The organism is Streptomyces curacoi (genome assembly GCF_001513975.1).
In the GTDB taxonomy this organism is placed as follows: domain Bacteria; phylum Actinomycetota; class Actinomycetes; order Streptomycetales; family Streptomycetaceae; genus Streptomyces; species Streptomyces curacoi.
In genome coordinates, this window is sequence record NZ_KQ947985.1 from 313,503 (window position 1) to 336,125 (window position 22,623).

Below are 22,623 nucleotides of genomic sequence, written 5' to 3' on the forward strand. Positions count from 1 at the left end.
CCAAGGGGGAGGGGGTCCGATGGCAGACGGCACCGCACACCGCGACGCGAGCGACCGGGACCTCCTGGCCCGCCATGTGGAGGGTGACCCCGACGCCTTCGGTGAGCTCGTACGGCGCCACCGTGACCGGCTGTGGGCGGTGGCCCTGCGGACGCTCGGCGACCGCGAGGAGGCCGCTGACGCCGTCCAGGACGCCCTAGTCTCCGCCTACCGGGCCGCCCACACCTTCCGGGGCCAGTCGGCCGTCACGACGTGGCTGCACCGCATCACCGTGAACGCCTGCCTGGACCGCGCCCGCAAGGCTGCCTCCCGCAAGACATCTCCGGTCGATGACACCGAGCGGCTTGAGCAGCTGCTGGAGCCGCACGAGTCGGCCTCGGCACCGGCCGAACGCAACGATCTGCACCGCCAGCTGCTGGAAGCACTCGGCACGCTTCCGCCCGATCAGCGGGCGGCGCTCGTCCTGGTGGACATGCAGGCGTACCCGGTCGCGGAAGCTGCCCGGATCCTCGATGTGCCGACCGGCACGGTCAAGAGCCGATGTGCACGCGGCAGAGCCAGACTCCTGCCCCTCCTCACCCATCTGCGGCCGGAAAGCACCGGCGACGGCAAGGATCCCGGCGAGCGACGGAACCGGACGCAGGGGACATCCGTCCCACCGGCAGCGGATCCGCGTGCTACGGATCCACGTGAGACCGGCTCGAGTGATTCAGCTGCAGTGAAGGGCGGAGGTGGGCGAGCGTGACATCCACGACGGACACGGCCGGGCACCCGGACGTCGCCGAGATCTCCGACCTCACCGAAGGACTTCTCTCCCCGTCCAGGACCGCCGACGTACAGCGGCATCTGGCCGAGTGCGAGCTGTGCGCGGACGTCCACGCATCGCTGGAGGAGATCCGGGGACTGCTCGGCACGCTGCCCGGCCCGCCGCGTATGCCCGCCGACGTCGCGGGGCGCATCGACGCTGCACTCGCCGCAGAGGCTCTCCTCAACGCCACGGCGCCTGATGACATCGACGCCCCGACGCTCGCCGGCACAGCCCGCTCGATCTCCGACGCGGACGACAGCGTGCATGTTTCACGTGAAACATCGGCAGCCGCAGACCGTCCGGCAGGCCACGCCCGCTCCTCCACCACCGGCCCAGGCCGCAAGAACCGCAAGAAGGCCGGCCGACGCAAGGTCGCCGTCCTGAGCGCCGCGTTCACGGCCGCCGCCTTGGGCCTCGGCTCCGTGCTCCTGACCTCGCTGATGGGTGGCTCAGGGGCCGGTCCCACGGCTGGCGGAGGGCAGACCGCCGCCGACACGTTCTCCGCGGCGAAGCTGGAGAAGCAGGTCACCGATCTCCTCGCCAAGAGCGACAGCTCCCCAGGCGGCACCCGCAAGCCGGAACGCAGCATGGGCATGGAAGGCGGAGCTGACACCAAGAGCCCTCAGGTCTTCCGCAAGGTCACTGTGCCCGAATGCGTCCAGAAGGGCATCGGCCGCAACGAGGCGACGCTCGCCGCCGAGGAAGGCATCTACAAGGGCAAGCACGCTCTGCTCGTCGTTCTGCTCGATGCCTCCGACGTCACCAAGGTCAACGTCTACGTCATGGACGCGACCTGTGTGAAGCACCCGTCGTCCGCAACGGCCAAAGTCCTCCTGAAGGAGTCCTACGCGCGTCCCTGAGGAACCGGCGGTTTGTCGCCCTGCGGCGCGGCAACCCCATACGGTGTGGCGTCACCGTGTGCCCGGACACAGTGGGAATGCGGGCCCCTTAGGATCCGTTGGGTGGGGTGAGTGTTCTGACAGGGGCTCCCCCGGTCCGACGACGCAGTCCAGAGACGAGGAATCAAGCCGTGAGCGACGTCCGTAACGTGATCATCATCGGCTCCGGGCCCGCCGGCTACACGGCGGCGCTCTACACCGCGCGCGCGTCGCTGAAGCCGCTTGTGTTCGAGGGTGCTGTCACCGCCGGTGGTGCACTCATGAACACCACCGAGGTGGAGAACTTCCCTGGCTTCCAGGACGGCATCATGGGCCCCGAGCTCATGGACAACATGCGCGCCCAGGCCGAGCGCTTCGGAGCCGAGCTCGTCCCGGACGACATCGTCAACGTCGACCTGAGCGGTGAGATCAAGACCGTCACCGACACCGCGGGCACCGTCCACCGGGCGAAGGCCGTCATCATCGCCACGGGCTCGCAGCACCGTAAGCTCGGTCTGCCGAACGAGGACGCGCTCTCCGGACGCGGTGTCTCCTGGTGCGCCACCTGCGACGGCTTCTTCTTCAAGGACCAGGACATCGCCGTCATCGGCGGCGGCGACACCGCGATGGAGGAGGCCACCTTCCTCTCGCGCTTCGCCAAGTCGGTGACGATCGTCCACCGCCGGGACACCCTGCGCGCCTCCAAGGCGATGCAGGACCGCGCCTTCGCCGACCCGAAGATCAAGTTCGTCTGGGACAGCGAGGTGGCCGAGATCCAGGGCGACCAGAAGCTCTCCGGACTGAAGCTGCGCAACGTCAAGACCGGCGAGCTTTCGGACCTGGCGGTCACCGGCCTCTTCATCGCGATCGGCCACGACCCACGGACCGAGCTGTTCAAGGGCCAGCTGGAGCTGGACGAGGAGGGCTACCTCCAGGTCGATGCCCCCTCCACGCGCACCAACGTGACCGGTGTCTTCGGCGCCGGCGACGTGGTGGACCACACCTACCGCCAGGCGATCACAGCGGCCGGCACCGGCTGCTCCGCGGCCCTCGACGCCGAGCGCTTCCTCGCCGCCCTCGCGGACGAGGAGCAGGCCGAGCCCGAGAAGACCTCTGTCTGACCCCCATCCCGCCCCACGCACCAACAGTTAAGGAGCCCGCCGTGGCCGGCACCCTGAAGAATGTGACCGACGACTCCTTCGAGCAGGACGTCCTCAAGAGCGACAAGCCTGTCCTGGTGGACTTCTGGGCCGCCTGGTGCGGACCGTGCCGCCAGATCGCTCCGTCCCTCGAGGCGATTGCCGCCGAGTACGGCGACAAGATCGAGGTCGTCAAGCTGAACATCGACGAGAACCCGGGTACGGCCGCCAAGTACGGCGTCATGTCCATCCCGACGCTGAACGTCTACCAGAACGGCGAGGTTGCCAAGACCATCGTCGGCGCGAAGCCGAAGGCCGCGATCGTCCGCGACCTTGAGGACTTCATCGCCGAGTGACGTTTCACGTGAAACACGAATGGGCCAACCCCCTCGGGTTGGCCCATTCGCTTTTGAGCGACTATCCACTCCAGAGCGGCAACTCGTCTTAGAGCGGCCTCAGCGCAGGTTCCTTCTGTACGGCCCCCAGCAGCCGGTCGATCGCCATCTCCACGTCTTCCTTCCACGACAGCGTGGTCCGCAGCTCCAGCCGTAGGCGTGGAGAGGTGGGGTGAGGGCGAACCGTCTTGAAGCCCACGGCCAGAAGATGGTCAGCGGGCAGAACACACGCAGGCTCCTTCCAGCGCGCGTCTCCAAAGGCCTCAATCGCCTTGAAGCCCCGCCGCAGCAGATCCTTGGCAACCGTCTGGACCATCACTCGGCCCAGCCCCTGGCCCTGATAACCCGGCATGATGAACGCGGTCATCAGCTGCACGGCGTCCGGTGAGACGGGGCTCGTGGGGAACGCCGTGGAGCGAGGGACGTACGCCGGAGGCGCGTAGAGCACAAAGCCCACCGGTACGTCATCGACGTAGACAACCCGGCCGCAGGAGCCCCAGTCCAGCAGGACAGCAGAGATCCAGGCTTCCTTCTCCAGGGCGGCCGTGCCGGCTTTTACCGCGGCTTCACCGCTGACCGGGTCCAACTCCCAGAAGACACACGCGCGGCAGCGCTTGGGAAGGTCCTGAAGGTTGTCCAGCGTGAGCGGTACGAGCCGACGCCCCATGAAGGCTGTTCCTCGCTTCCTTCGCCCGCGGCGTCGCGAGCGGCTGTCAGGGCGCTTCGTTCCCTGAGCAGGCTGCCGACGAACCCGCCGATCGCGCCCAGCCCAAGACCTGCGCTCACCAGTCCGGTGCGGCTCACCGTTCGCATGGACCCCGCCTCCCCTTAGAGGTCACCAGGTGGATGCGCCATACCCGAACGCATCGTATCCACGATGTGATTCCATCGATACCGCCAGAAAGCAAAAGAGCGGGCCGAGTTCCGGACACTCCGGACACGGCCCGCTCAGCCTGGGCCGGGGATCAGCCCCGGCCTGCCAGGCCTCAGGCTTCCGTCTCCTCCGCGTCCTCGTCCAGAAGACTCTTCTGGAGAGCCAGCTTCTCGCCCGGGGCGAGCGTGCTGAGGATCCGCTCAAGGTCCTCCGGGGAGGCGAATTCGACGGTGATCTTGCCCTTCTTCTGACCCAGTTCGACCTTCACCCGCGTGTCGAATCGGTCCGAAAGACGGGTCGCGAGCTCGGACAGCGCGGGGGACGGCACCGAGCCGGCCCGCGGCCCCCTTGAACGCTGGGTCTTCTGCGGTCGGGAACCCATCAAGGTCACGATCTCTTCGACAGACCGGACCGAGAGCCCCTCGGCCACCACTCGGTAGGCCAGCCGCTCCTGCTCCTCCGGGTCCTCGACGGAGAGAAGCGCCCGGGCATGCCCGGCGGAGAGCACCCCGGCGGCCACCCGGTTCTGGACCTTGGGCGAGAGCTTCAGCAGGCGCAGGGTGTTGGAGACCTGCGGCCGGGAACGGCCGATCCGGTCCGCCAACTGGTCATGCGTGCAGTTGAAGTCCTTCAGCAGCTGATCGTAGGCCGCGGCCTCTTCGATCGGGTTCAGCTGAGCGCGGTGCAGGTTCTCCAGGAGCGCATCCAGGAGGAGCTTCTCGTCGTCGGTGGCCCGCACAATCGCCGGGATCGCCTCAAGGCCGGCTTCACGGCAGGCCCGCCAGCGCCGCTCGCCCATGATCAGCTCGTACCGGGAGGGGCCGATCTGCCGTACGACGATCGGCTGAAGGAGACCGACCTCCTTGATGGAGGTGACGAGCTCCTGCAGCGCGTCCTCGTCGAAGACCTCGCGCGGCTGTCGCGGGTTCGGTGTGATCGCTTCGAGGGGGATCTCCGCGAAGTGGGCGCCCATGGGAGATGCGGGCGCCTCCGCGGGGCCGTTCAGCGACGGCTCCTCGGTTTCACGTGAAACAGGCGGCAGTGTGGCTACCTTCGCCGCAGCCACCCCCCGGTCGGTCAGCACCGGGACAGCGGCCGGGGACGGAGAAGCGCCCCCCACTGCGGCCGGGGGCATCGTCTTCTCCGTCGGGGCAGCAGGGATCAGTGCGCCGAGACCACGGCCCAAACCCCTCCGTCGCTCGCTCACTGGATCCCCTCCACCATGCTCGGGTTGCTCTGGGCGCCGATGTGGGCGTGCGTCGGGTCATAACTGACTCCCACACCCTTCAGCGCGATTTCTCGTGCCGCCTCAAGATAGGACAGGGCACCGCTCGATCCTGGATCGTAGGTCAGCACCGTCTGCCCATAGCTAGGCGCCTCGGAGATACGGACCGAGCGAGGAATGCTCGTCCGCAGTACCTCGTCGCCGAAGTGGCTGCGCACCTCGTCCGCAACCTGGGATGCAAGCCGCGTCCGACCGTCGTACATGGTGAGCAGGATTGTCGATACATGCAGGGCGGGGTTGAGGTGCCCCCGCACCAGGTCGACGTTGCGCAGCAGTTGGCCCAGGCCCTCCAGCGCGTAGTACTCGCACTGGATCGGGATCAGGACCTCCTGCCCGGCCACCAGCGCGTTGACCGTCAGCAGTCCGAGCGAGGGCGGGCAGTCGATGAGGATGTAGTCCAGCGGCTGCTCGTAGGCCTGGATCGCCCGCTGAAGTCGGCTTTCGCGGGCCACCAGGGACACCAGCTCGATCTCCGCACCGGCGAGATCGATCGTGGCAGGAGCACAGAAGAGGCCCTCGACATCGGGGACCGGCTGGACGACTTCCGCGAGCGGCTTGCTCTCGACCAACACGTCATAGATCGAAGGGACTTCGGCGTGATGGTCGATCCCCAGAGCAGTGGACGCGTTGCCCTGCGGGTCGAGATCGATGACCAGCACACGGCCGCCATGAAGAGCCAGCGACGCGGCAAGGTTGACGGTCGTCGTCGTCTTACCCACGCCCCCCTTCTGATTGGCGACCACCATGACGCGGGTCTGCTCGGGCCGTGGCAGGCCCTCGCCGGCGCGGCCTAGAGCCTCCACCGCCAGTTGGGCAGCACGACCGATGGGAGTGTCGTCCATCGGGGGCGGTGTTTCACGTGAAACATCCTCCCCCATCGACTCGGTACGGGGGCCGGGGACCGGATCGGTCATCGGTCCCGCGATGTTGGCGTCGGACCGCAAGGATTCACTCTCCTCGACTTCAGGCTCGCAATGAACAGAGCCTCCCATGTCTTCGGGGTCGTGAACCAGTGAGGCCTGGTGTTCTGTGGAGAAATCCACCTCTGTGGAAAACTCCGTGCCCCTCAAGGGGGACGCAGTGTCATCGAAGGGACCCTCTCCGAGAGAGCCGAGAGGCTTTCGGTCGCGAGGTTCGGCCGCAGCCCGGCCGCGACTGATGATGCCGTGCAGCAGTGAGCGACGTTTCACGTGAAACACGATGCACAGCAGCCGTGGCCGAACTGCCGCGACACTCCGACCTGCGTGGGTTTGGCAGCTTGTGTGGAGTACGTCTCGTCGTCAGGACGGATCAGCGGCGACGGCGTGCTCGACCCGTCCGGGCCGCCTTCGCCCGCTTCGCCGCAAAGCGCACACCACCCGGGCTCTCCCCGACTTCCACCCGCACGACCGTCGACAGCGGATCCACGACGCCCTCACCCACATGCAGGATCGACGTCTCCACCGCACCCAGCTTGCTCAGGGCGGCGGCCGCGCTCTTCAGCTCCTCTTCGGCGGTATCGCCCTTGAGGGCGAGCATCTCACCGTAGGGACGCAGCAGCGGGATGCCCCAGGTGGCCAACCGGTCCAGCGGTGCCACCGCACGGGCGGTCACGACATGCACCGGCTGCAGCTTCCCCATGACCTCTTCGGCGCGACCACGGACGACCGTCACATGATCCAGCCCCAGCAGCTCCACAACCTCCGTCAGGAAGTTCGTACGCCGCAGCAGGGGCTCCAGCAGCGTGATCTTCAGGTCCTCCCGGACGAGCGCCAGGGGAATGCCGGGCAGGCCGGCACCCGAGCCGACATCGCATACCGTCACCCCCTCGGGAACGACCTCGGAGAGCACCGCACAGTTCAGCAGATGTCGCTCCCACAGGCGGGGCACTTCTCGCGGGCCGATCAGGCCACGCTGCACACCCGCCTCGGCGAGCAGTTCGGCGTAGCGGACCGCATCAGCGAAGCGATCACCGAACACCTCACGTGCCTGCTCGGGCGCAGGGGGGAGCTCCGCTGCCTCCGTCACGGGGACCGTCCTTCCGTACCGCGCCGGCGCACCGAGCGCCGACACCAGAACCACCAGAACTATCAGGCTGACAAAGTTCGGCCCCGCCTGCGGGCAGACGGGGCCGGGGGAATGTTCGGGCCGATCAGGCGGGAAGCACAACGACGAACCGCTGCGGCTCCTCGCCCTCGGACTCGCTCCGCAGGCCCGCGGCCTTGACCGCGTCGTGCACGACCTTGCGCTCGAACGGAGTCATCGGCTTCAGCTTCACGGGCTCGCCGGAGCTCTTGACCTCAGCGGCAGCCTTGGCGCCCAGTTCGGAGAGCTCGGCGCGCTTCTTGGCGCGGTAGCCGGCGATGTCCAGCATCAGGCGGCTGCGGTCCCCGGTCTCCCGGTGCACGGCCAGGCGCGTGAGCTCCTGAAGCGCCTCCAGCACCTCGCCGTCACGCCCGACCAGCTTCTGCAGGTCTCGGCTGCCCGTGTCGCTGATGATCGAGACAGCGGCGCGGTCGGCCTCGACGTCCATGTCGATGTCGCCGTCGAGGTCGGCGATGTCGAGCAGACCCTCGAGGTAGTCCGCCGCGATCTCGCCCTCCTGCTCCAGGCGGGTCAGGGTGTCTGCACCCTCGGCGGCGGCGGAGGTGGTGCCTTCCGTCACGGGATGGGCTCCTTCTTACTTCTTGGACGGGGACTTGGGGCGCTGCGGACCGCCCTTGCGCTGCCCGGACTGGGCCTTGCTGCGGGCGCCGCTGCCGGGCTTCGGCCCGGCCTTCTTGGCAGCGCCGGGCTTGGCGTCCTCGGGCTTGGCGTCCTCGGGCTCGTCGGACTTCTTCAGCGACATCGGCTCGCCGGCCTGCTTCGCGCCGCCGGACTGACGCTGGGACTTGCTCTGACGCTTCGGCTGCTGACGCTTGGGGGCGGCAGCGGTGGTCGGCGTGCCGTCCTCGGTCATGGTGGCCACAGCGCCCTCGCTCTTGGCCACGGTGCCGTCGGCCTGCGCGGCGAGACCCGCCTTGCTCAGGCCGTTGATGAACTTGCGCTCGTACTCGTTACGGTCACGGCCCTTAGCGACGATCGCCTTGATGATGACGCGCTCGCTACGCTTGCGGGCCTTGCCGTGGTGCGTGACGTGCTTGGTGAGACGCTCCAGGTACGCGGCCTGAGCCTTGGAACCCGGGGTCGGGTTGTTGTGGATGACGTACATCTGCTGGCCCATGGTCCACACGTTGGTGGTCAGCCAGTAGACCAGGACACCGACCGGGAAGTTGATACCGAAGACGGCGAACATGATCGGGAAGATGTACATCAGCATCTTCTGCTGCTGCATGAACGGCGTCTTCACCGTGGTGTCGACGTTCTTCGTCATCAGCTGGCGCTGTGTGTAGAACTGCGACGCCGACATCAGGATGATCATGATCGCCGTGACGATGCGGACCGTGGTGATCGAGGCGTCGAGCGCCGCGGCGTCCGCGGCACTGTCCGTGAAGGTCGCGGCCAGCGGGGCGCCGAAGATGTGCGCCTGCTGCGCACTGGCCAGCAGCCGCTCGTTGATCACGCCAACGGTCTCGTTGTTCGCGATGCTGTTGAGCACGTGGTACAGAGCGAAGAAGAAGGGCGACTGCGCCAGGATGGGAAGGCACGAGGAGAGCGGGTTGGTGCCCGTCTCCTTGTACAGCTTCATCATCTCTTCGGACTGACGCTGCTTGTCGTTCTTGTAGCGCTCCTGGATCTTCTTCATCTCCGGCTGGAGCGTCTGCATGGCCCGCGTCGCCTTGATCTGCTTCACGAAGAGCGGGATCAGGCAGATACGGATCAGGATCACCAGAGACACGATGGACAGGCCCCAGGCCCACCCGGTGTTATCGCCGAAGAGGGCGCCGTACACCTTGTGGAACTGGACGATGACCCAGGAGACGGGTGTCGTGATGAAGCTGAAGAGGCTGGCAATCGTGTCCACTAATCATGCTCCTTGGGCATGGGACGGGGTCTCTGCGGCCGGGCTCGAAGAAACATTCTCTTCGGTGGCCGTTTCGGCGGCGAAGGGCCCGCCCTTGCGTGCGCGCAAAGCGTTGCGCAGCATCTCGTGCCACCGTGGGCGCTTGCGCGGCGGGACATGATCCACGCCACCCAGCGACCACGGGTTGCACCGCAGGATGCGCCAGGCGGTGAGCGCCGTGCCCTTGATCGCACCGTGCCGGTCGATGGCCGTATAGCCGTAGTGCGAACACGACGGGTAGTACTTGCACACCGGCCCCAGCAGTGGACTGATCGTCCACTGGTACAGCTTGATCAGAGCCAGCAGCGGGTACTTCATCGCGCGCCCCCTCCCAGCAGCCGCTGCAGAGCGGCATCCAGGTCTCGGGCCAGCTGTGCATGGTCGGCGTCACCCGCACCGGGCAGCGCTCGTACGACTACCAGGCTACCGGGGGGAAACAGGTCGACTCGATCGCGCATCAGATGGCGAAGCCTGCGCTTCACCTTGTTGCGTACGACCGCGCCGCCCACGGCCTTGCTCACGACGAAACCCGCACGCGTCGGGGGAGCGCTCTCCCCAGGCGCGTGCGGGTCCGTGGCACCGCTACGAAGATGGACGACGAGGTGCTGGCGTCCTGCCCTGCGTCCTCGTCGTACCGCGGTCGCGAAGTCCTCGCGCCGCCTCAGCCGGTTCTCGGTGGGCAGCACGACGTCATGACCTGACCGGGATCAGGCGGACAGACGGGCGCGACCCTTGCTACGGCGGGACGCGAGAATCGCGCGGCCGGCACGGGTGCGCATACGCAGCCGGAAGCCGTGGGTCTTCGCGCGACGACGGTTGTTCGGCTGGAAGGTGCGCTTGCTCACTCGGGGGCTCCAGAAAAATTCGGTAGTGGCGGGGTGCCGTCCTGGCTGTCACCGTGCGCCCACGAGTAGCTCGCAGTTACGCCCGAGTGCACCGCTTCCCGATCACCTGACGCGATCTGTGCCCATCGGAGGCAGGCGGCAGCAGCCATCGACAACTCGACCTGGTTACGGTACGCGCGGCTACGCCATCCGGTCAAACCGAAGGTCACGGAGAGACACTATCCACAGGCTGGGGACAACAACTTGAACCGCACCCGCCGCCCTGACTACCGTGACTGAACTCCGATTCGTTCCCTTGTCCCCCTGATTCGGGCTCCACCCGATTTGAAATCCCGACCCGTCCCACATCACACGTTCGTGGGACCCGTGAGAGAGCGTGCCCTGTGGCTGACGTACCTGCCGATCTTGCCGCAGTGTGGCCACGAGTGCTGGAGCAACTCCTCGGTGAGGGCCGCGGCCAGGGGGTCGAGGCGAAGGACGAGCACTGGATCCGGCGCTGCCAGCCGCTCGCGCTGGTCGCCGACACCGCCCTGCTCGCCGTACCGAACGAGTTCGCGAAGGGCGTACTGGAAGGCCGCCTGGCCCCGATCGTCAGCGAGACCCTGAGCCGCGAGTGCGGCCGGCCGATCCGCATCGCGATCACCGTCGACGACTCCGCCGGCGAGCCCCCGGCCCCGCCGGTGCCTCCCTCCCCCAAGCTCTCGACCTCGTTCGAGCAGGGGGGACCCCCATCGCCCCAGCCGCGCTACGAGGAGCCCGAGCTCCCCTCGTACGAGGGCTATGGCCGCCACCGCGGCGACGACCACCTGCCCGGCACCTCCGCCGACCCGCTGCCCACCGCCCGCCCGGCCTACCCGGGCGAGTACCAGCGCCCCGAGCCCGGCCCCGGCAGCTGGCCGCGCCCGACCCAGGACGAGTACGGCTGGCAGCAGCAGCGCCTCGGCTTCCCCGAGCGCGACCCGTACGCCTCGCCGTCGCAGGAGCCGTACAGCCAGGACTCGTACTCCCAGGAGCCGTACGGCTCGCCTTCCCAGGACTACCGCCCGCAGCCGATGGAGCGGCCGTCGTACGACGGGCACCGCCCCGACTATGAGCAGCACCGCCCCGACTACGAACCGAAGCGGCCGGACTACGACCAGCCACGCGCCGACTACGACCGGGACGCCCGCCGCGACCTGCCCGAGCCGCCCCCCGGTTCCGGGCATGTCCACCGCGGCGGCCCGGTGGGCGCGAACCTGCCGACCACCGGCGCCCCCGGCCCGCTGGCCGCGCAGCCCGCGCCGGCGTCCGGCCCCGGCGAACCCACCGCGCGTCTGAACCCGAAGTACCTCTTCGACACGTTCGTCATCGGCGCCTCCAACCGCTTCGCGCACGCGGCCGCGGTCGCCGTCGCCGAGGCACCGGCGAAGGCCTACAACCCTCTCTTCATCTACGGGGAGTCGGGGCTCGGCAAGACGCACCTGCTGCACGCGATCGGGCACTACGCGCGCAGCCTCTACCCGGGCACCCGCGTGCGGTATGTGAGCTCGGAGGAGTTCACCAACGAGTTCATCAACTCCATCCGCGACGGCAAGGGCGACAGCTTCCGCAAGCGCTACCGCGAGATGGACATCCTGCTCGTCGACGACATCCAGTTCCTGGCGGACAAGGAGTCGACGCAGGAGGAGTTTTTCCACACCTTCAACACGCTCCACAACGCGAACAAGCAGATCGTGCTCTCCAGCGACCGGCCGCCGAAGCAGCTGGTGACGCTGGAGGACCGGCTGCGGAACCGTTTCGAGTGGGGTCTGATCACCGACGTCCAGCCGCCCGAGCTGGAGACGCGCATCGCGATCCTGCGCAAGAAGGCGGTGCAGGAGCAGCTCAACGCACCGCCGGAGGTGCTGGAGTTCATCGCCTCCCGTATCTCGCGCAACATCCGCGAACTGGAGGGCGCGCTGATCCGGGTGACGGCGTTCGCGTCGCTCAACCGGCAGCCGGTGGACCTGGGCCTGACGGAGATCGTCCTGAAGGACCTCATCCCCGGTGGAGAGGACTCCGCGCCGGAGATCACCTCGACGGCGATCATGGGCGCTACGGCCGACTACTTCGGCCTCACGGTCGAGGACCTGTGCGGCACCTCGCGCGGCCGCGCGCTGGTGACCGCCCGCCAGATCGCCATGTACCTGTGCCGGGAGCTCACGGACCTGTCGCTGCCGAAGATCGGCGCGCTGTTCGGCGGCCGCGACCACACCACGGTCATGCACGCGGACCGCAAGATCCGCAATCTGATGGCCGAGCGGCGCTCCATCTACAACCAGGTCACCGAGCTGACCAACCGCATCAAGAACGGCTGACACAGCCGGCCGGCGGAGCCGGTCGTACGGCGCTGAGGGCGCCCCCGGAGGAGGTTCCAGGGGCGCCCTTCGTCATGTCGCGGTCGTCGGCTGTTCGAATACTTGCCGGGTTACGGCCACTCTCCACAGATTCGGCGACTTTCTCCCGTCCACAGCCTGGGGACTGGGAAGTTGTCCATACGGTGTCCACAGGGGGGCCTGTTGAAAGACGATCAGACCAGGTCAGCTGCATGTGGATTCGTGGACGAACGATCTCCACAGTCTGTGGACAGAACGGTGATCCACAGGCTGTGCATCAAGTTGTCCACCGGCAACCCACAGGCTGAGGCCCGTTGTCCCCAATGATCCCCGGCTTCTCCACACCGCTGTCCACTGTTCGGCAACATGACGCGCCTTCTCACCGGGGCGAGTGAAAGGCGTCACACAAAGGTGCCTGGTTGGGCTGTGGGAAAGGTGGGTAAAGCTGGGGACGGCGCTGGGGAGAAGTCGCCTCAGGCTGTGCATGGGGTGTGCAGAACTTTCTGTTCTCCACAGAGACACCCGGTTGTCCACTGCTTCCACCCACAGGCCCAGTGGACAAAATCTCCGCTCTGAGCTGGGCAAACGTGGTTATCCACGGTATCCACAGGCCCTACTACTACTCCCAACCAGAGAGAGCGGGGAATTCGTTTCGAAGCGGGGCCTGTGCACAACTCGCCGTCCGGCTCCCGGCTGCCCCTCGTCACGACTTGACCCCGAGAGGCACCTACTGTCAGTGCGGTGCGTCAGACTGGTCCCCGGTGTCCTTCCCCTCACCGGGGCTCACGACACCGAGTCAGACGACGAAGGCGAAGCAGGGCGCGAACGCCGGCAACAGCAGGAGGCGGCTTACGGTGAAGATCCGGGTGGAACGCGACGTACTCGCGGAGGCAGTGGCCTGGGCGGCGCGCAGCCTCCCGGCCCGTCCGCCGGCGCCTGTCCTCGCCGGCCTCCTGCTCAAGGCCGACGAAGGTCAGCTGAGCCTGTCCAGCTTCGACTACGAGGTCTCCGCGCGGGTGAGTGTCGAGGCGGAGGTCGAGGAGGAGGGCACGGTCCTCGTCTCCGGCCGTCTCCTCGCGGACATCTCCCGCGCTCTCCCCAACCGTCCGGTGGAGATTTCCACAGACGGTGTACGAGCGACGGTGGTCTGCGGCTCCTCGCGGTTCACACTCCACACCCTGCCTGTGGAGGAGTACCCGGCGCTCCCGCAGATGCCGAACGCGACCGGCACGGTCCCCGGCGAGGTCTTCTCCTCCGCCGTGCAGCAGGTGGCCATCGCCGCCGGCCGTGACGACACGCTGCCCGTCCTCACCGGTGTGCGCATCGAGATCGAGGGCGACACGGTGACGCTGGCGTCCACCGACCGCTACCGCTTCGCGGTCCGCGAGTTCCTGTGGAAGCCGGAGAACCCGGAGGCCTCCGCGGTCGCGCTGGTGCCCGCCAAGACGCTTCTGGACACCGCCAAGGCGCTGACCAGCGGCGACAGCGTCACCCTGGCCCTGTCGGGCTCGGGTGCGGGTGAGGGCCTGATCGGTTTCGAGGGCGCGGGCCGGCGTACGACGACCCGTCTGCTGGAGGGCGACCTCCCGAAGTACCGCACGCTGTTCCCGACGGAGTTCAACAGCGTCGCCGTGATCGAGACCGCCCCCTTCGTGGAGGCCGTCAAGCGTGTGGCCCTGGTCGCCGAGCGGAACACCCCGGTGCGGCTGAGCTTCGAGCAGGGCGTGCTGATCCTGGAGGCCGGCTCCAGCGACGACGCACAGGCTGTGGAAAGGGTCGACGCCCAGCTGGAGGGCGACGACATCTCGATCGCCTTCAACCCGACGTTCCTGCTGGACGGCCTGAGCGCCATCGACTCCCCGGTGGCCCAGCTGTCCTTCACGACGTCCACGAAGCCGGCGCTGCTGAGCGGCAAGCCGGCGGTGGACGCGGAGGCGGACGAGGCCTACAAGTACCTGATCATGCCTGTCCGCCTGAGCGGCTGAGCAGCCGACAGTTGTCCACAGGCCGTGGAGCAGTGATCCCCGGCCTGTGGGAGAACCGCAGGTGAGGGTCTACGTCTGAGCGCGTATGCCCACGGATGTGCGCGTGCGTCCGGGTTTAGGCTCGTACGTGGGTACGAAGGTGCCACACACGCCACAGCAACCTAAGGAACAACTGATGGAGCTCGGTCTCGTCGGCCTCGGCAAAATGGGCGGCAACATGCGCGAGCGGATCCGCCGCGCGGGCCACACCGTCGTCGGATACGACCGCAACCCGGACCTCGCGGATGTCCACAGCCTGGAAGAGCTTGTGGGCAAGCTCTCGGGCCCGCGCGTGGTGTGGGTGATGGTCCCGGCCGGTGCCCCGACCCAGTCGACCATCGACGAGCTCGCCGAGCTGCTGGAGCCCGGTGACGTCGTGGTGGACGGCGGGAACTCCCGTTGGACGGACGACGAGAAGCACGCCGAGCAGTTGGCCGCCAAGGGCATCGGCTTCGTCGACTGCGGTGTCTCGGGCGGCGTCTGGGGCCTGGAGAACGGCTATGCGCTGATGTACGGCGGCGACGCGGAGAACGTGGCCAAGGTACAGCCGATTTTCGACGCCCTGAAGCCCGAGGGCGACTTCGGTTCGGTGCACGCCGGCAAGGTCGGCGCGGGGCACTTCGCGAAGATGGTCCACAACGGCATCGAGTACGCGATGATGCAGGCTTACGCCGAGGGCTGGGAGCTGCTGGAGAAGGTCGACTCCGTGACCGACGTCCGGGAGGTCTTCCGTTCCTGGCAGGAGGGCACGGTCATCCGTTCCTGGCTGCTGGACCTCGCGGTGAACGCCCTCGACGAGGACGAGCACCTGGACAGGCTGAAGGGTTTTGCACAGGACTCCGGCGAGGGACGCTGGACTGTGGAAGCCGCCATCGACCACGCGGTGCCGCTGCCGGCGATCACCGCGTCGCTGTTCGCGCGGTTCGCCTCCCGCCAGGAGGACTCTCCGCAGATGAAGATGATCGCGGCGCTGCGGAACCAGTTCGGCGGCCACGCGGTCGAGAAGAAGTAGCCCATCGAGACGAGAACAAGTAATCCACACCCTGGGGATGCCGGCCCGGCACCTTCAGGAGTGGCCCAGTTGTCCACAGCTGGGGACGGTTGAACCACAGGTTGGGGGAGGTCGGCGAACGACCATGCACGTCACGCATCTGTCGCTGGCCGACTTCCGCTCGTACGCCCGGGTCGAAGTTCCGCTGGACCCGGGCGTCACCGCCTTCGTCGGCCCCAACGGCCAGGGCAAGACGAACCTCGTCGAGGCCGTCGGCTATCTCGCCACCCTCGGCAGCCACCGCGTCGCCTCCGACGCCCCGCTGGTGCGCATGGGCGCGGAGCGGGCGATCATCAGGGCGCAGGTGCGGCAGGGCGACCGGCAGCAGCTGATCGAGCTGGAGCTGAACCCCGGCAAGGCGAACCGAGCCCGTATCAACAGATCCTCGCAGGTCAGACCACGTGACGTGCTCGGCATCGTGCGGACCGTCCTGTTCGCCCCGGAGGACCTGGCGCTGGTCAAGGGCGACCCCGGCGAGCGCCGCCGTTTCCTCGACGAGCTGATCACCGCCCGCTCCCCGCGGATGGCGGGCGTCCGCTCCGACTACGAGCGGGTCCTCAAGCAGCGCAACACCCTCCTCAAGACGGCCGCGCTGGCCCGCCGCCATGGCGGCCGCACGATGGACCTGTCCACCCTCGACGTGTGGGACCAGCATCTCGCGCGCGCGGGCGCCGAGTTGCTCGCCCAGCGCCTCGACCTGGTCGCGGCGATCCAGCCGCTGGCCGACAAGGCGTACGAGCAACTGGCCCCCGGCGGCGGCCCCGTCGCCCTGGACTACAAGCCGTCGGCGCCCGGCGAGGCGCACACGCGCGAGGACCTCTTCGAGCAGCTCATGGCGGCGCTCGCCGATGCCCGCAAGCAGGAGATCGAGCGTGGCGTCACCCTCGTAGGACCTCATCGGGACGATTTGGTTCTCAAACTCGGTCAGTTGCCCGCCAAGGGGTACGCCTCGCACGGCGAGTCCTGGTCCTACGCACTGGCGCTGCGTCTGGCGTCGTACGACCTCCTGCGGGCCGAGGGCAACGAACCGGTGCTGGTCCTCGACGACGTCTTCGCGGAGCTGGACGCCCGACGCCGCGAGCGGCTGGCCGAGTTGGTCGCGCCCGGCGAGCAGGTCCTGGTGACCGCCGCGGTCGATGACGACGTACCGGGTGTGCTGTCGGGGGCGCGGTACGCGGTGTCCGAGGGGACGGTGGAGCGCGTATGAGCGACAGCACCTCCGGGAGCCCCTCCGAGAACGCCCCCAGGAAGACCCCGGAACCTTCCGGCGTGGACCTGGCACGCGTGGCGCTGCGGGCGGCCAAGGAGCAGGCCCGCGCGCGTGGGGACGCGGCGCGGCAGAAGAAGCAGGCGCGGCGCGGGGGCCTGCGCTCCGGCGCGCGGGCGGACGGCCGCGACCCCATGGCGCTCGGCGCCGCCATCAACCGCTTGATCACCGAGCGGGGTTGGGAGACCCCAGCCGCGGTGGGCGGTGTGATGGGCCGCTGGCCGCAGATCGTCGGCGACGACGTCGCCAAGCACTGTGTACCCGAGAAGTACGACGAGGACGAGCGGATCCTGGTCGTGCGCTGCGACTCGACGGCATGGGCGACGAACCTGCGGCTGCTCGCCCCGACGCTGGTCGCCCGCCTCAACGAGGACCTCGGCCATGGCGCGGTGCGGCAGATCAAGGTGCAGGGCCCCGGCGGTCCTGCCCGCCGGTTCGGCCCTCTGCGTGCTCCCGGCAGCACCGGGCCCGGCGACACCTACGGGTGACCGGACCGGTCGGCTGCAGCAGCGCCCGGCGCCCGGTCCGCCCTCCGGCGCATCGTGTGACCTGCGTTACTGCAGCGGGCGAGCCGCGCCTGCCGAGCCGTCGCCACGGCGGTCTCTCCAGTCCCGTCGGCCACAGGTGAGCGACATCACATCAGCAGTCGTCGGCGGTCCCGGCGTACCGGCGCTGACCTCCCCGTCGTACAACCGCACGCGGTTGCGAATCACTACCTGACTCCGAAGTAGCCAAGGGTTGACGGCCGGAAGCGCTGAGTGGCTCCCTGAGCCTCTTGGAGCCCCCATCCGTATATCGGGAGTCGGCCGAGCCGGGTTCAGGGCGGCACATGAGGACTCAGGTACCGGCAAACCCCCATCACTGTCGGCGCAACCGGTAGACTGGAGGCCAATCCCGCCCCAATCGTGGGGACCGTCCGGGAAAAGCTGAGCAACGCTGATCAAGGCTTACCAACGCAACATGCCGCAGCCGCTCCGGCAACCCGCCGACGAGCCTGGCTCGTGCTGTGCCAGAAAGGGCGCTTCGTGGCCGATTCCGGCAACCCCAACGAGAACATCCCGTCCACCGACGCCGGCGCCAACGGCGCGGTGACCTCGTCGAACGGCGAGGTCACCGCCTCGTACGACGCCAGCGCCATCACCGTCCTCGAGGGTCTGGACGCGGTCCGCAAGCGACCCGGTATGTACATCGGCTCGACCGGTGAGCGAGGCCTGCACCACCTCGTGTACGAGGTCGTCGACAACTCCGTCGACGAGGCGCTGGCCGGGCACGCGGACACGATCGAGGTCACGATCCTCGCCGACGGCGGTGTCCGCGTCGTCGACAACGGCCGTGGCATCCCGGTGGGCATCGTCCCGTCCGAGGGCAAGCCGGCCGTCGAGGTCGTGCTGACCGTGCTGCACGCGGGCGGCAAGTTCGGCGGCGGCGGCTACGCGGTCTCCGGTGGTCTGCACGGCGTGGGTGTCTCCGTCGTGAACGCGCTGTCCTCGAAGGTCGCCGTCGAGGTGAAGACCGACGGCCACCGCTGGACGCAGGACTACAAGATGGGCGTCCCCACGGCGCCGCTCGCCAAGCACGAGGCCACCGAGGAGACCGGTACGTCGGTCACCTTCTGGGCGGACGGCGACATCTTCGAGACCACCGACTACTCCTTCGAGACGCTCTCCCGGCGCTTCCAGGAGATGGCGTTCCTCAACAAGGGTCTGACGATCAAGCTCACCGACGAGCGCGAGTCGGCGAAGGCCACTTCCGGGGCGGACGAGGCGGGCGCGGACGAGACCGCCGAGGTCAAGACCGTCACGTACCACTACGAGGGCGGCATCGTCGACTTCGTGAAGTACCTCAACTCCCGCAAGGGAGACGCGGTGCACCCGTCGGTGATCGACCTGGAGGCCGAGGACAAGGACAAGAGCCTCTCCCTCGAAGTCGCGATGCAGTGGAACAGCGGTTACAGCGAGGGCGTGTACTCCTTCGCCAACATCATCCACACGCACGAGGGCGGTACGCACGAAGAGGGCTTCCGCGCGGCGCTCACCAACCTGATCAACAAGTACGCGCGCGACAAGAAGCTGCTGCGGGAGAAGGACGACAACCTCACGGGTGACGACATCCGCGAGGGTCTGACCGCGATCATCTCGGTGAAGCTGAGCGAGCCGCAGTTCGAGGGCCAGACGAAGACCAAGCTGGGCAACACGGAGGCGAAGACCTTCGTGCAGAAGGCGGTCTACGAGCACCTCAACGACTGGCTGGACCGCAACCCGAACGAGGCGGCGGACATCGTCCGCAAGGGCATCCAGGCGGCCACCGCGCGCGTGGCGGCCCGCAAGGCCCGTGACCTGACGCGTCGTAAGGGCCTGCTGGAGACGGCGTCCCTGCCGGGCAAGCTCTCCGACTGCCAGTCGAACGACCCCACCAAGTGCGAGATCTTCATCGTCGAGGGTGACTCCGCCGGCGGTTCGGCCAAGTCCGGCCGCAACCCCGAGTACCAGGCGATCCTCCCGATCCGAGGCAAGATCCTCAACGTCGAGAAGGCGCGGATCGACAAGATCCTGCAGAACCAGGAGATCCAGGCGCTGATCTCCGCCTTCGGCACGGGCGTGCACGAGGACTTCGACATCGAGAAGCTCCGCTATCACAAGATCATCCTGATGGCGGACGCCGACGTCGACGGCCAGCACATCAGCACCCTGCTGCTGACCTTCCTGTTCCGCTTCATGCGGCCGCTGGTCGAGGCCGGGCACGTGTACCTCTCCCGTCCCCCGCTGTACAAGATCAAGTGGGGCCGGGACGACATCGAGTACGCCTACTCGGACCGCGAGCGCGACGCGCTGATCGAGATGGGCCGTCAGCGCGGCAAGCGTGTCCGCGAGGACTCCATCCAGCGCTTCAAGGGTCTCGGCGAGATGAACGCCGAGGAGCTGCGCGTGACCACGATGGACCAGGAGCACCGCGTCCTCGGCCAGGTCACCCTCGACGACGCCGCCCAGGCCGACGACCTGTTCTCGGTCCTGATGGGTGAGGACGTCGAGGCCCGCCGCCAGTTCATCCAGCGCAACGCCAAGGACGTCCGCTTCCTCGACATCTGAGTCGGTCTCAGCTGACCGCACCAGGAAGGACCTTCACCAGCAATGACCGACGAGAACACTCCCGTCACTCCTGACGAGGGACAGATCCTGCGTGTCGAGCCCGTCGGGCTCGAGACGGAGATGCAGCGCTCGTACCTCGACTACGCGATGTCCGTCATCGTCTCGCGTGCGCTGCCCGACGTCCGCGACGGCCTCAAGCCCGTCCACCGCCGCGTCCTGTACGCCATGTACGACGGCGGCTACCGCCCCGAGCGCGGCTTCTACAAGTGCGCCCGGGTGGTCGGCGACGTCATGGGTAACTACCACCCGCACGGCGACAGTTCGATCTACGACGCGCTGGTCCGCCTCGCGCAGCCGTGGTCCATGCGGATGCCGCTGGTCGACTCCAACGGCAACTTCGGCTCTCCGGGCAACGACCCGGCGGCGGCCATGCGCTACACCGAGTGCAAGATGGCGCCGCTGTCGATGGAGATGGTCCGTGACATCGACGAGGAGACCGTCGACTTCACGGACAACTACGACGGCCGCTCCCAGGAGCCGACCGTCCTGCCGGCCCGCTTCCCGAACCTGCTGATCAACGGCTCGGCCGGTATCGCGGTCGGCATGGCGACCAACATCCCGCCGCACAACCTGCGCGAGGTCGCGGCCGGTGCCCAGTGGTACCTGGAGAACCCCGAGGTCTCGCACGAGGAGCTGCTGGACGCGCTCATGGAGCGCATCAAGGGCCCCGACTTCCCGACCGGCGCCCTGGTGGTCGGCCGTAAGGGCATCGAGGAGGCCTACCGCACGGGCCGCGGCTCCATCACCATGCGCGCGGTCGTCGAGGTCGAGGAGATCCAGAACCGCCAGTGCCTGGTGGTCACGGAGCTGCCCTACCAGGTCAACCCCGACAACCTCGCGCAGAAGATCGCCGACCTGGTGAAGGACGGCAAGATCGGCGGCATCGCGGACGTCCGCGACGAGACGTCGTCCCGCACGGGTCAGCGCCTGGTCATCGTGCTGAAGAGGGACGCGGTCGCCAAGGTCGTCCTGAACAACCTCTACAAGCACACGGACCTGCAGACCAACTTCGGCGCCAACATGCTGGCGCTGGTCGACGGCGTCCCGCGCACCCTCTCCCTGGACGCGTTCATCCGCCACTGGGTGACGCATCAGATCGAGGTCATCGTCCGCCGTACGCGCTTCCGCCTGCGCAAGGCAGAGGAGCGGGCGCACATCCTGCGCGGTCTGCTGAAGGCCCTGGACGCGATCGACGAGGTCATCGCGCTGATCCGGCGCAGCGACACCGTCGACATCGCGCGTACGGGCCTGATGGACCTCCTGGAGATCGACGAGATCCAGGCCAACGCCATCCTCGAGATGCAGCTGCGCCGACTGGCCGCCCTGGAGCGCCAGAAGATCATCCAGGAGCATGACGAACTCCAGGCGAAGATCACCGAGTACAACGAGATCCTCGCCTCGCCGGTCCGCCAGCGCGGCATCGTCAGCGCGGAGCTCGCCGCGATCGTCGAGAAGTACGGCGACGACCGCCAGACCAAGCTGATCCCCTACGACGGCGACATGTCCATCGAGGACCTCATCGCCGAAGAGGACATCGTGGTCACCGTCACCCGCGGCGGCTACGTCAAGCGCACGAAGACGGACGACTACCGGGCGCAGAAGCGCGGCGGCAAGGGCGTACGCGGCGCGAAGCTGAAGGAAGACGACATCGTCGACCACTTCTTCGTCTCGACGACGCACCACTGGCTGCTGTTCTTCACCAACAAGGGCCGGGTGTACCGAGCGAAGGCGTACGAGCTTCCCGACGCCGGCCGTGACGCGCGCGGGCAGCACGTCGCGAACCTCCTCGCCTTCCAGCCGGACGAGGCGATCGCCGAGATCCTCGCGATCCGCGACTACGAGGCGGCGCCGTATCTGGTGCTCGCCACGAAGGCGGGTCTGGTGAAGAAGACGCCTCTGAAGGATTACGATTCGCCGCGCTCCGGCGGTGTCATCGCGATCAACCTCCGTGAAATGGACGACGGTTCCGACGACGAACTGATCGGCGCCGAGCTCGTTTCGGCCGACGACGATCTGCTTCTGATCAGCAAGAAGGCGCAGTCGATCAGGTTCACGGCCACGGACGAGTCGCTGCGTCCCATGGGCCGCGCCACGTCGGGTGTCAAGGGCATGAGCTTCCGTGAGGGAGACGAGCTGCTCTCGATGAATGTTGTTCGACCCGGTACGTTCGTGTTCACTGCCACCGACGGCGGGTACGCGAAGCGGACCGCCGTCGACGAGTACCGCGTCCAGGGTCGCGGTGGCCTCGGTATCAAGGCCGCCAAGATCGTCGAGGACCGCGGCTCGCTCGTTGGCGCGCTGGTGGTCGAGGAGACCGACGAGATCCTCGCCATCACGCTGGGCGGCGGTGTGATTCGTACGCGAGTCAACGAGATCAGGGAGACGGGCCGTGACACCATGGGCGTCCAACTGATCAACCTGGGCAAGCGCGATGCCGTGGTCGGTATCGCTCGTAACGCCGAGGCGGGACGCGAGGCGGAGGAGGTCGACGGCGACGTGGCCGTCGACGAGACCGCCGAGGGTGCCGCGACCACCGGCACGGACGAGGGTGAGGCACCCTCGGCCGAGTAGCACG

At 67.8% G+C, this 22,623-nt stretch carries 20 protein-coding genes; 11 read left to right on the top strand and 9 right to left on the bottom strand.

From position 1 onward, the window contains the following. The first annotated feature begins 19 nt into the window (after positions 1-19). From sigM to trxA, 4 genes are all read left to right on the top strand, one after another. Positions 20-745: an RNA polymerase sigma factor SigM gene (sigM, locus tag AQI70_RS06885; protein WP_062145539.1), complete on the top strand. Its 726-nt coding sequence runs from the start codon at positions 20-22 to the stop codon at positions 743-745. Next, on the top strand, positions 742-1,668 hold the full coding sequence (locus AQI70_RS06890; RefSeq protein WP_062145541.1) for an anti-sigma factor family protein: 927 nt from the start codon (positions 742-744) through the stop codon (positions 1,666-1,668). Before sigM ends, AQI70_RS06890 begins: the two co-directional genes overlap by 4 nt. 170 nt (positions 1,669-1,838) lie before the next feature. Further along, the gene (gene trxB / locus AQI70_RS06895; RefSeq protein ID WP_062145543.1) at positions 1,839-2,807 is read left to right on the top strand and encodes a thioredoxin-disulfide reductase; all 969 of its coding nucleotides are present in this window, start codon (positions 1,839-1,841) and stop codon (positions 2,805-2,807) included. A gap of 41 nt (positions 2,808-2,848) precedes the next feature. After that, entirely contained in the window at positions 2,849-3,181 is a 333-nt protein-coding gene (gene trxA, locus AQI70_RS06900) for a thioredoxin (protein ID WP_003999720.1), read from the top strand. Positions 3,182-3,269: 88 nt separating this feature from the next. On the opposite strand, the gene AQI70_RS06905 is transcribed toward trxA, so the two are convergent. The 9 genes from AQI70_RS06905 to rpmH all read right to left on the bottom strand — a co-directional run bounded on the left by AQI70_RS06905 (position 3,270) and on the right by rpmH (position 10,206). Further along, positions 3,270-3,887, bottom strand: coding sequence for a GNAT family N-acetyltransferase (locus tag AQI70_RS06905; RefSeq protein WP_062145546.1), 618 nt, complete (start codon positions 3,885-3,887; stop codon positions 3,270-3,272). A gap of 319 nt (positions 3,888-4,206) precedes the next feature. After that, positions 4,207-5,301 carry a ParB/RepB/Spo0J family partition protein gene (locus AQI70_RS06910; RefSeq protein WP_062145547.1) on the bottom strand — a complete coding sequence of 365 codons (1,095 nt, stop codon included), beginning with the start codon at positions 5,299-5,301 and terminating at the stop codon, positions 4,207-4,209. Beyond that, positions 5,298-6,371, bottom strand: coding sequence for a ParA family protein (locus tag AQI70_RS06915; protein ID WP_079051223.1), 1,074 nt, complete (start codon positions 6,369-6,371; stop codon positions 5,298-5,300). The genes AQI70_RS06910 and AQI70_RS06915 overlap by 4 nt, the downstream gene beginning before the upstream one ends. A gap of 298 nt (positions 6,372-6,669) precedes the next feature. After that, complete coding sequence (rsmG, locus tag AQI70_RS06920; RefSeq protein WP_062145551.1) at positions 6,670-7,386, bottom strand: 16S rRNA (guanine(527)-N(7))-methyltransferase RsmG; 717 nt, start codon at positions 7,384-7,386, stop codon at positions 6,670-6,672. 124 nt (positions 7,387-7,510) lie between these two features. Continuing rightward, positions 7,511-8,023: a Jag family protein gene (locus AQI70_RS06925; RefSeq protein WP_062145553.1), complete on the bottom strand. Its 513-nt coding sequence runs from the start codon at positions 8,021-8,023 to the stop codon at positions 7,511-7,513. A gap of 15 nt (positions 8,024-8,038) precedes the next feature. Beyond that, positions 8,039-9,322: a membrane protein insertase YidC gene (gene yidC / locus AQI70_RS06930; RefSeq protein ID WP_062145555.1), complete on the bottom strand. Its 1,284-nt coding sequence runs from the start codon at positions 9,320-9,322 to the stop codon at positions 8,039-8,041. A gap of 3 nt (positions 9,323-9,325) precedes the next feature. Beyond that, on the bottom strand, positions 9,326-9,679 hold the full coding sequence (gene yidD, locus AQI70_RS06935; protein WP_062145557.1) for a membrane protein insertion efficiency factor YidD: 354 nt from the start codon (positions 9,677-9,679) through the stop codon (positions 9,326-9,328). Continuing rightward, entirely contained in the window at positions 9,676-10,047 is a 372-nt protein-coding gene (rnpA, locus tag AQI70_RS37110; RefSeq protein WP_079051181.1) for a ribonuclease P protein component, read from the bottom strand. Before rnpA ends, yidD begins: the two co-directional genes overlap by 4 nt. 21 nt (positions 10,048-10,068) lie before the next feature. Further along, positions 10,069-10,206: a 50S ribosomal protein L34 gene (rpmH, locus tag AQI70_RS37115; RefSeq protein WP_003956500.1), complete on the bottom strand. Its 138-nt coding sequence runs from the start codon at positions 10,204-10,206 to the stop codon at positions 10,069-10,071. 383 nt (positions 10,207-10,589) lie between these two features. Here rpmH and dnaA point away from each other — a divergent pair, with 383 nt between their 5' ends. From dnaA to gyrA, 7 genes are all read left to right on the top strand, one after another. Then, positions 10,590-12,542: a chromosomal replication initiator protein DnaA gene (dnaA, locus tag AQI70_RS06945; protein WP_062145561.1), complete on the top strand. Its 1,953-nt coding sequence runs from the start codon at positions 10,590-10,592 to the stop codon at positions 12,540-12,542. Between the two features lie 872 nt (positions 12,543-13,414). Continuing rightward, entirely contained in the window at positions 13,415-14,545 is a 1,131-nt protein-coding gene (gene dnaN / locus AQI70_RS06950; RefSeq protein ID WP_062145563.1) for a DNA polymerase III subunit beta, read from the top strand. Between the two features lie 175 nt (positions 14,546-14,720). Further along, positions 14,721-15,596 (top strand): phosphogluconate dehydrogenase (NAD(+)-dependent, decarboxylating), encoded by an 876-nt coding sequence (gene gnd / locus AQI70_RS06955; protein ID WP_062145565.1) that lies wholly within the window; start codon positions 14,721-14,723, stop codon positions 15,594-15,596. 124 nt (positions 15,597-15,720) lie between these two features. Continuing rightward, a complete protein-coding gene (gene recF / locus AQI70_RS06960) occupies positions 15,721-16,842 on the top strand; it encodes a DNA replication/repair protein RecF (RefSeq protein WP_062145567.1) in 1,122 nt (373 codons plus the stop codon). Beyond that, positions 16,839-17,390, top strand: coding sequence for a DciA family protein (locus tag AQI70_RS06965; RefSeq protein WP_062145569.1), 552 nt, complete (start codon positions 16,839-16,841; stop codon positions 17,388-17,390). The genes recF and AQI70_RS06965 overlap by 4 nt, the downstream gene beginning before the upstream one ends. 537 nt (positions 17,391-17,927) lie before the next feature. After that, positions 17,928-19,988, top strand: coding sequence for a DNA topoisomerase (ATP-hydrolyzing) subunit B (gyrB, locus tag AQI70_RS06970; RefSeq protein WP_208607307.1), 2,061 nt, complete (start codon positions 17,928-17,930; stop codon positions 19,986-19,988). A gap of 42 nt (positions 19,989-20,030) precedes the next feature. Then, complete coding sequence (gyrA, locus tag AQI70_RS06975; protein WP_062145573.1) at positions 20,031-22,619, top strand: DNA gyrase subunit A; 2,589 nt, start codon at positions 20,031-20,033, stop codon at positions 22,617-22,619. Positions 22,620-22,623 lie beyond the last annotated feature (4 nt).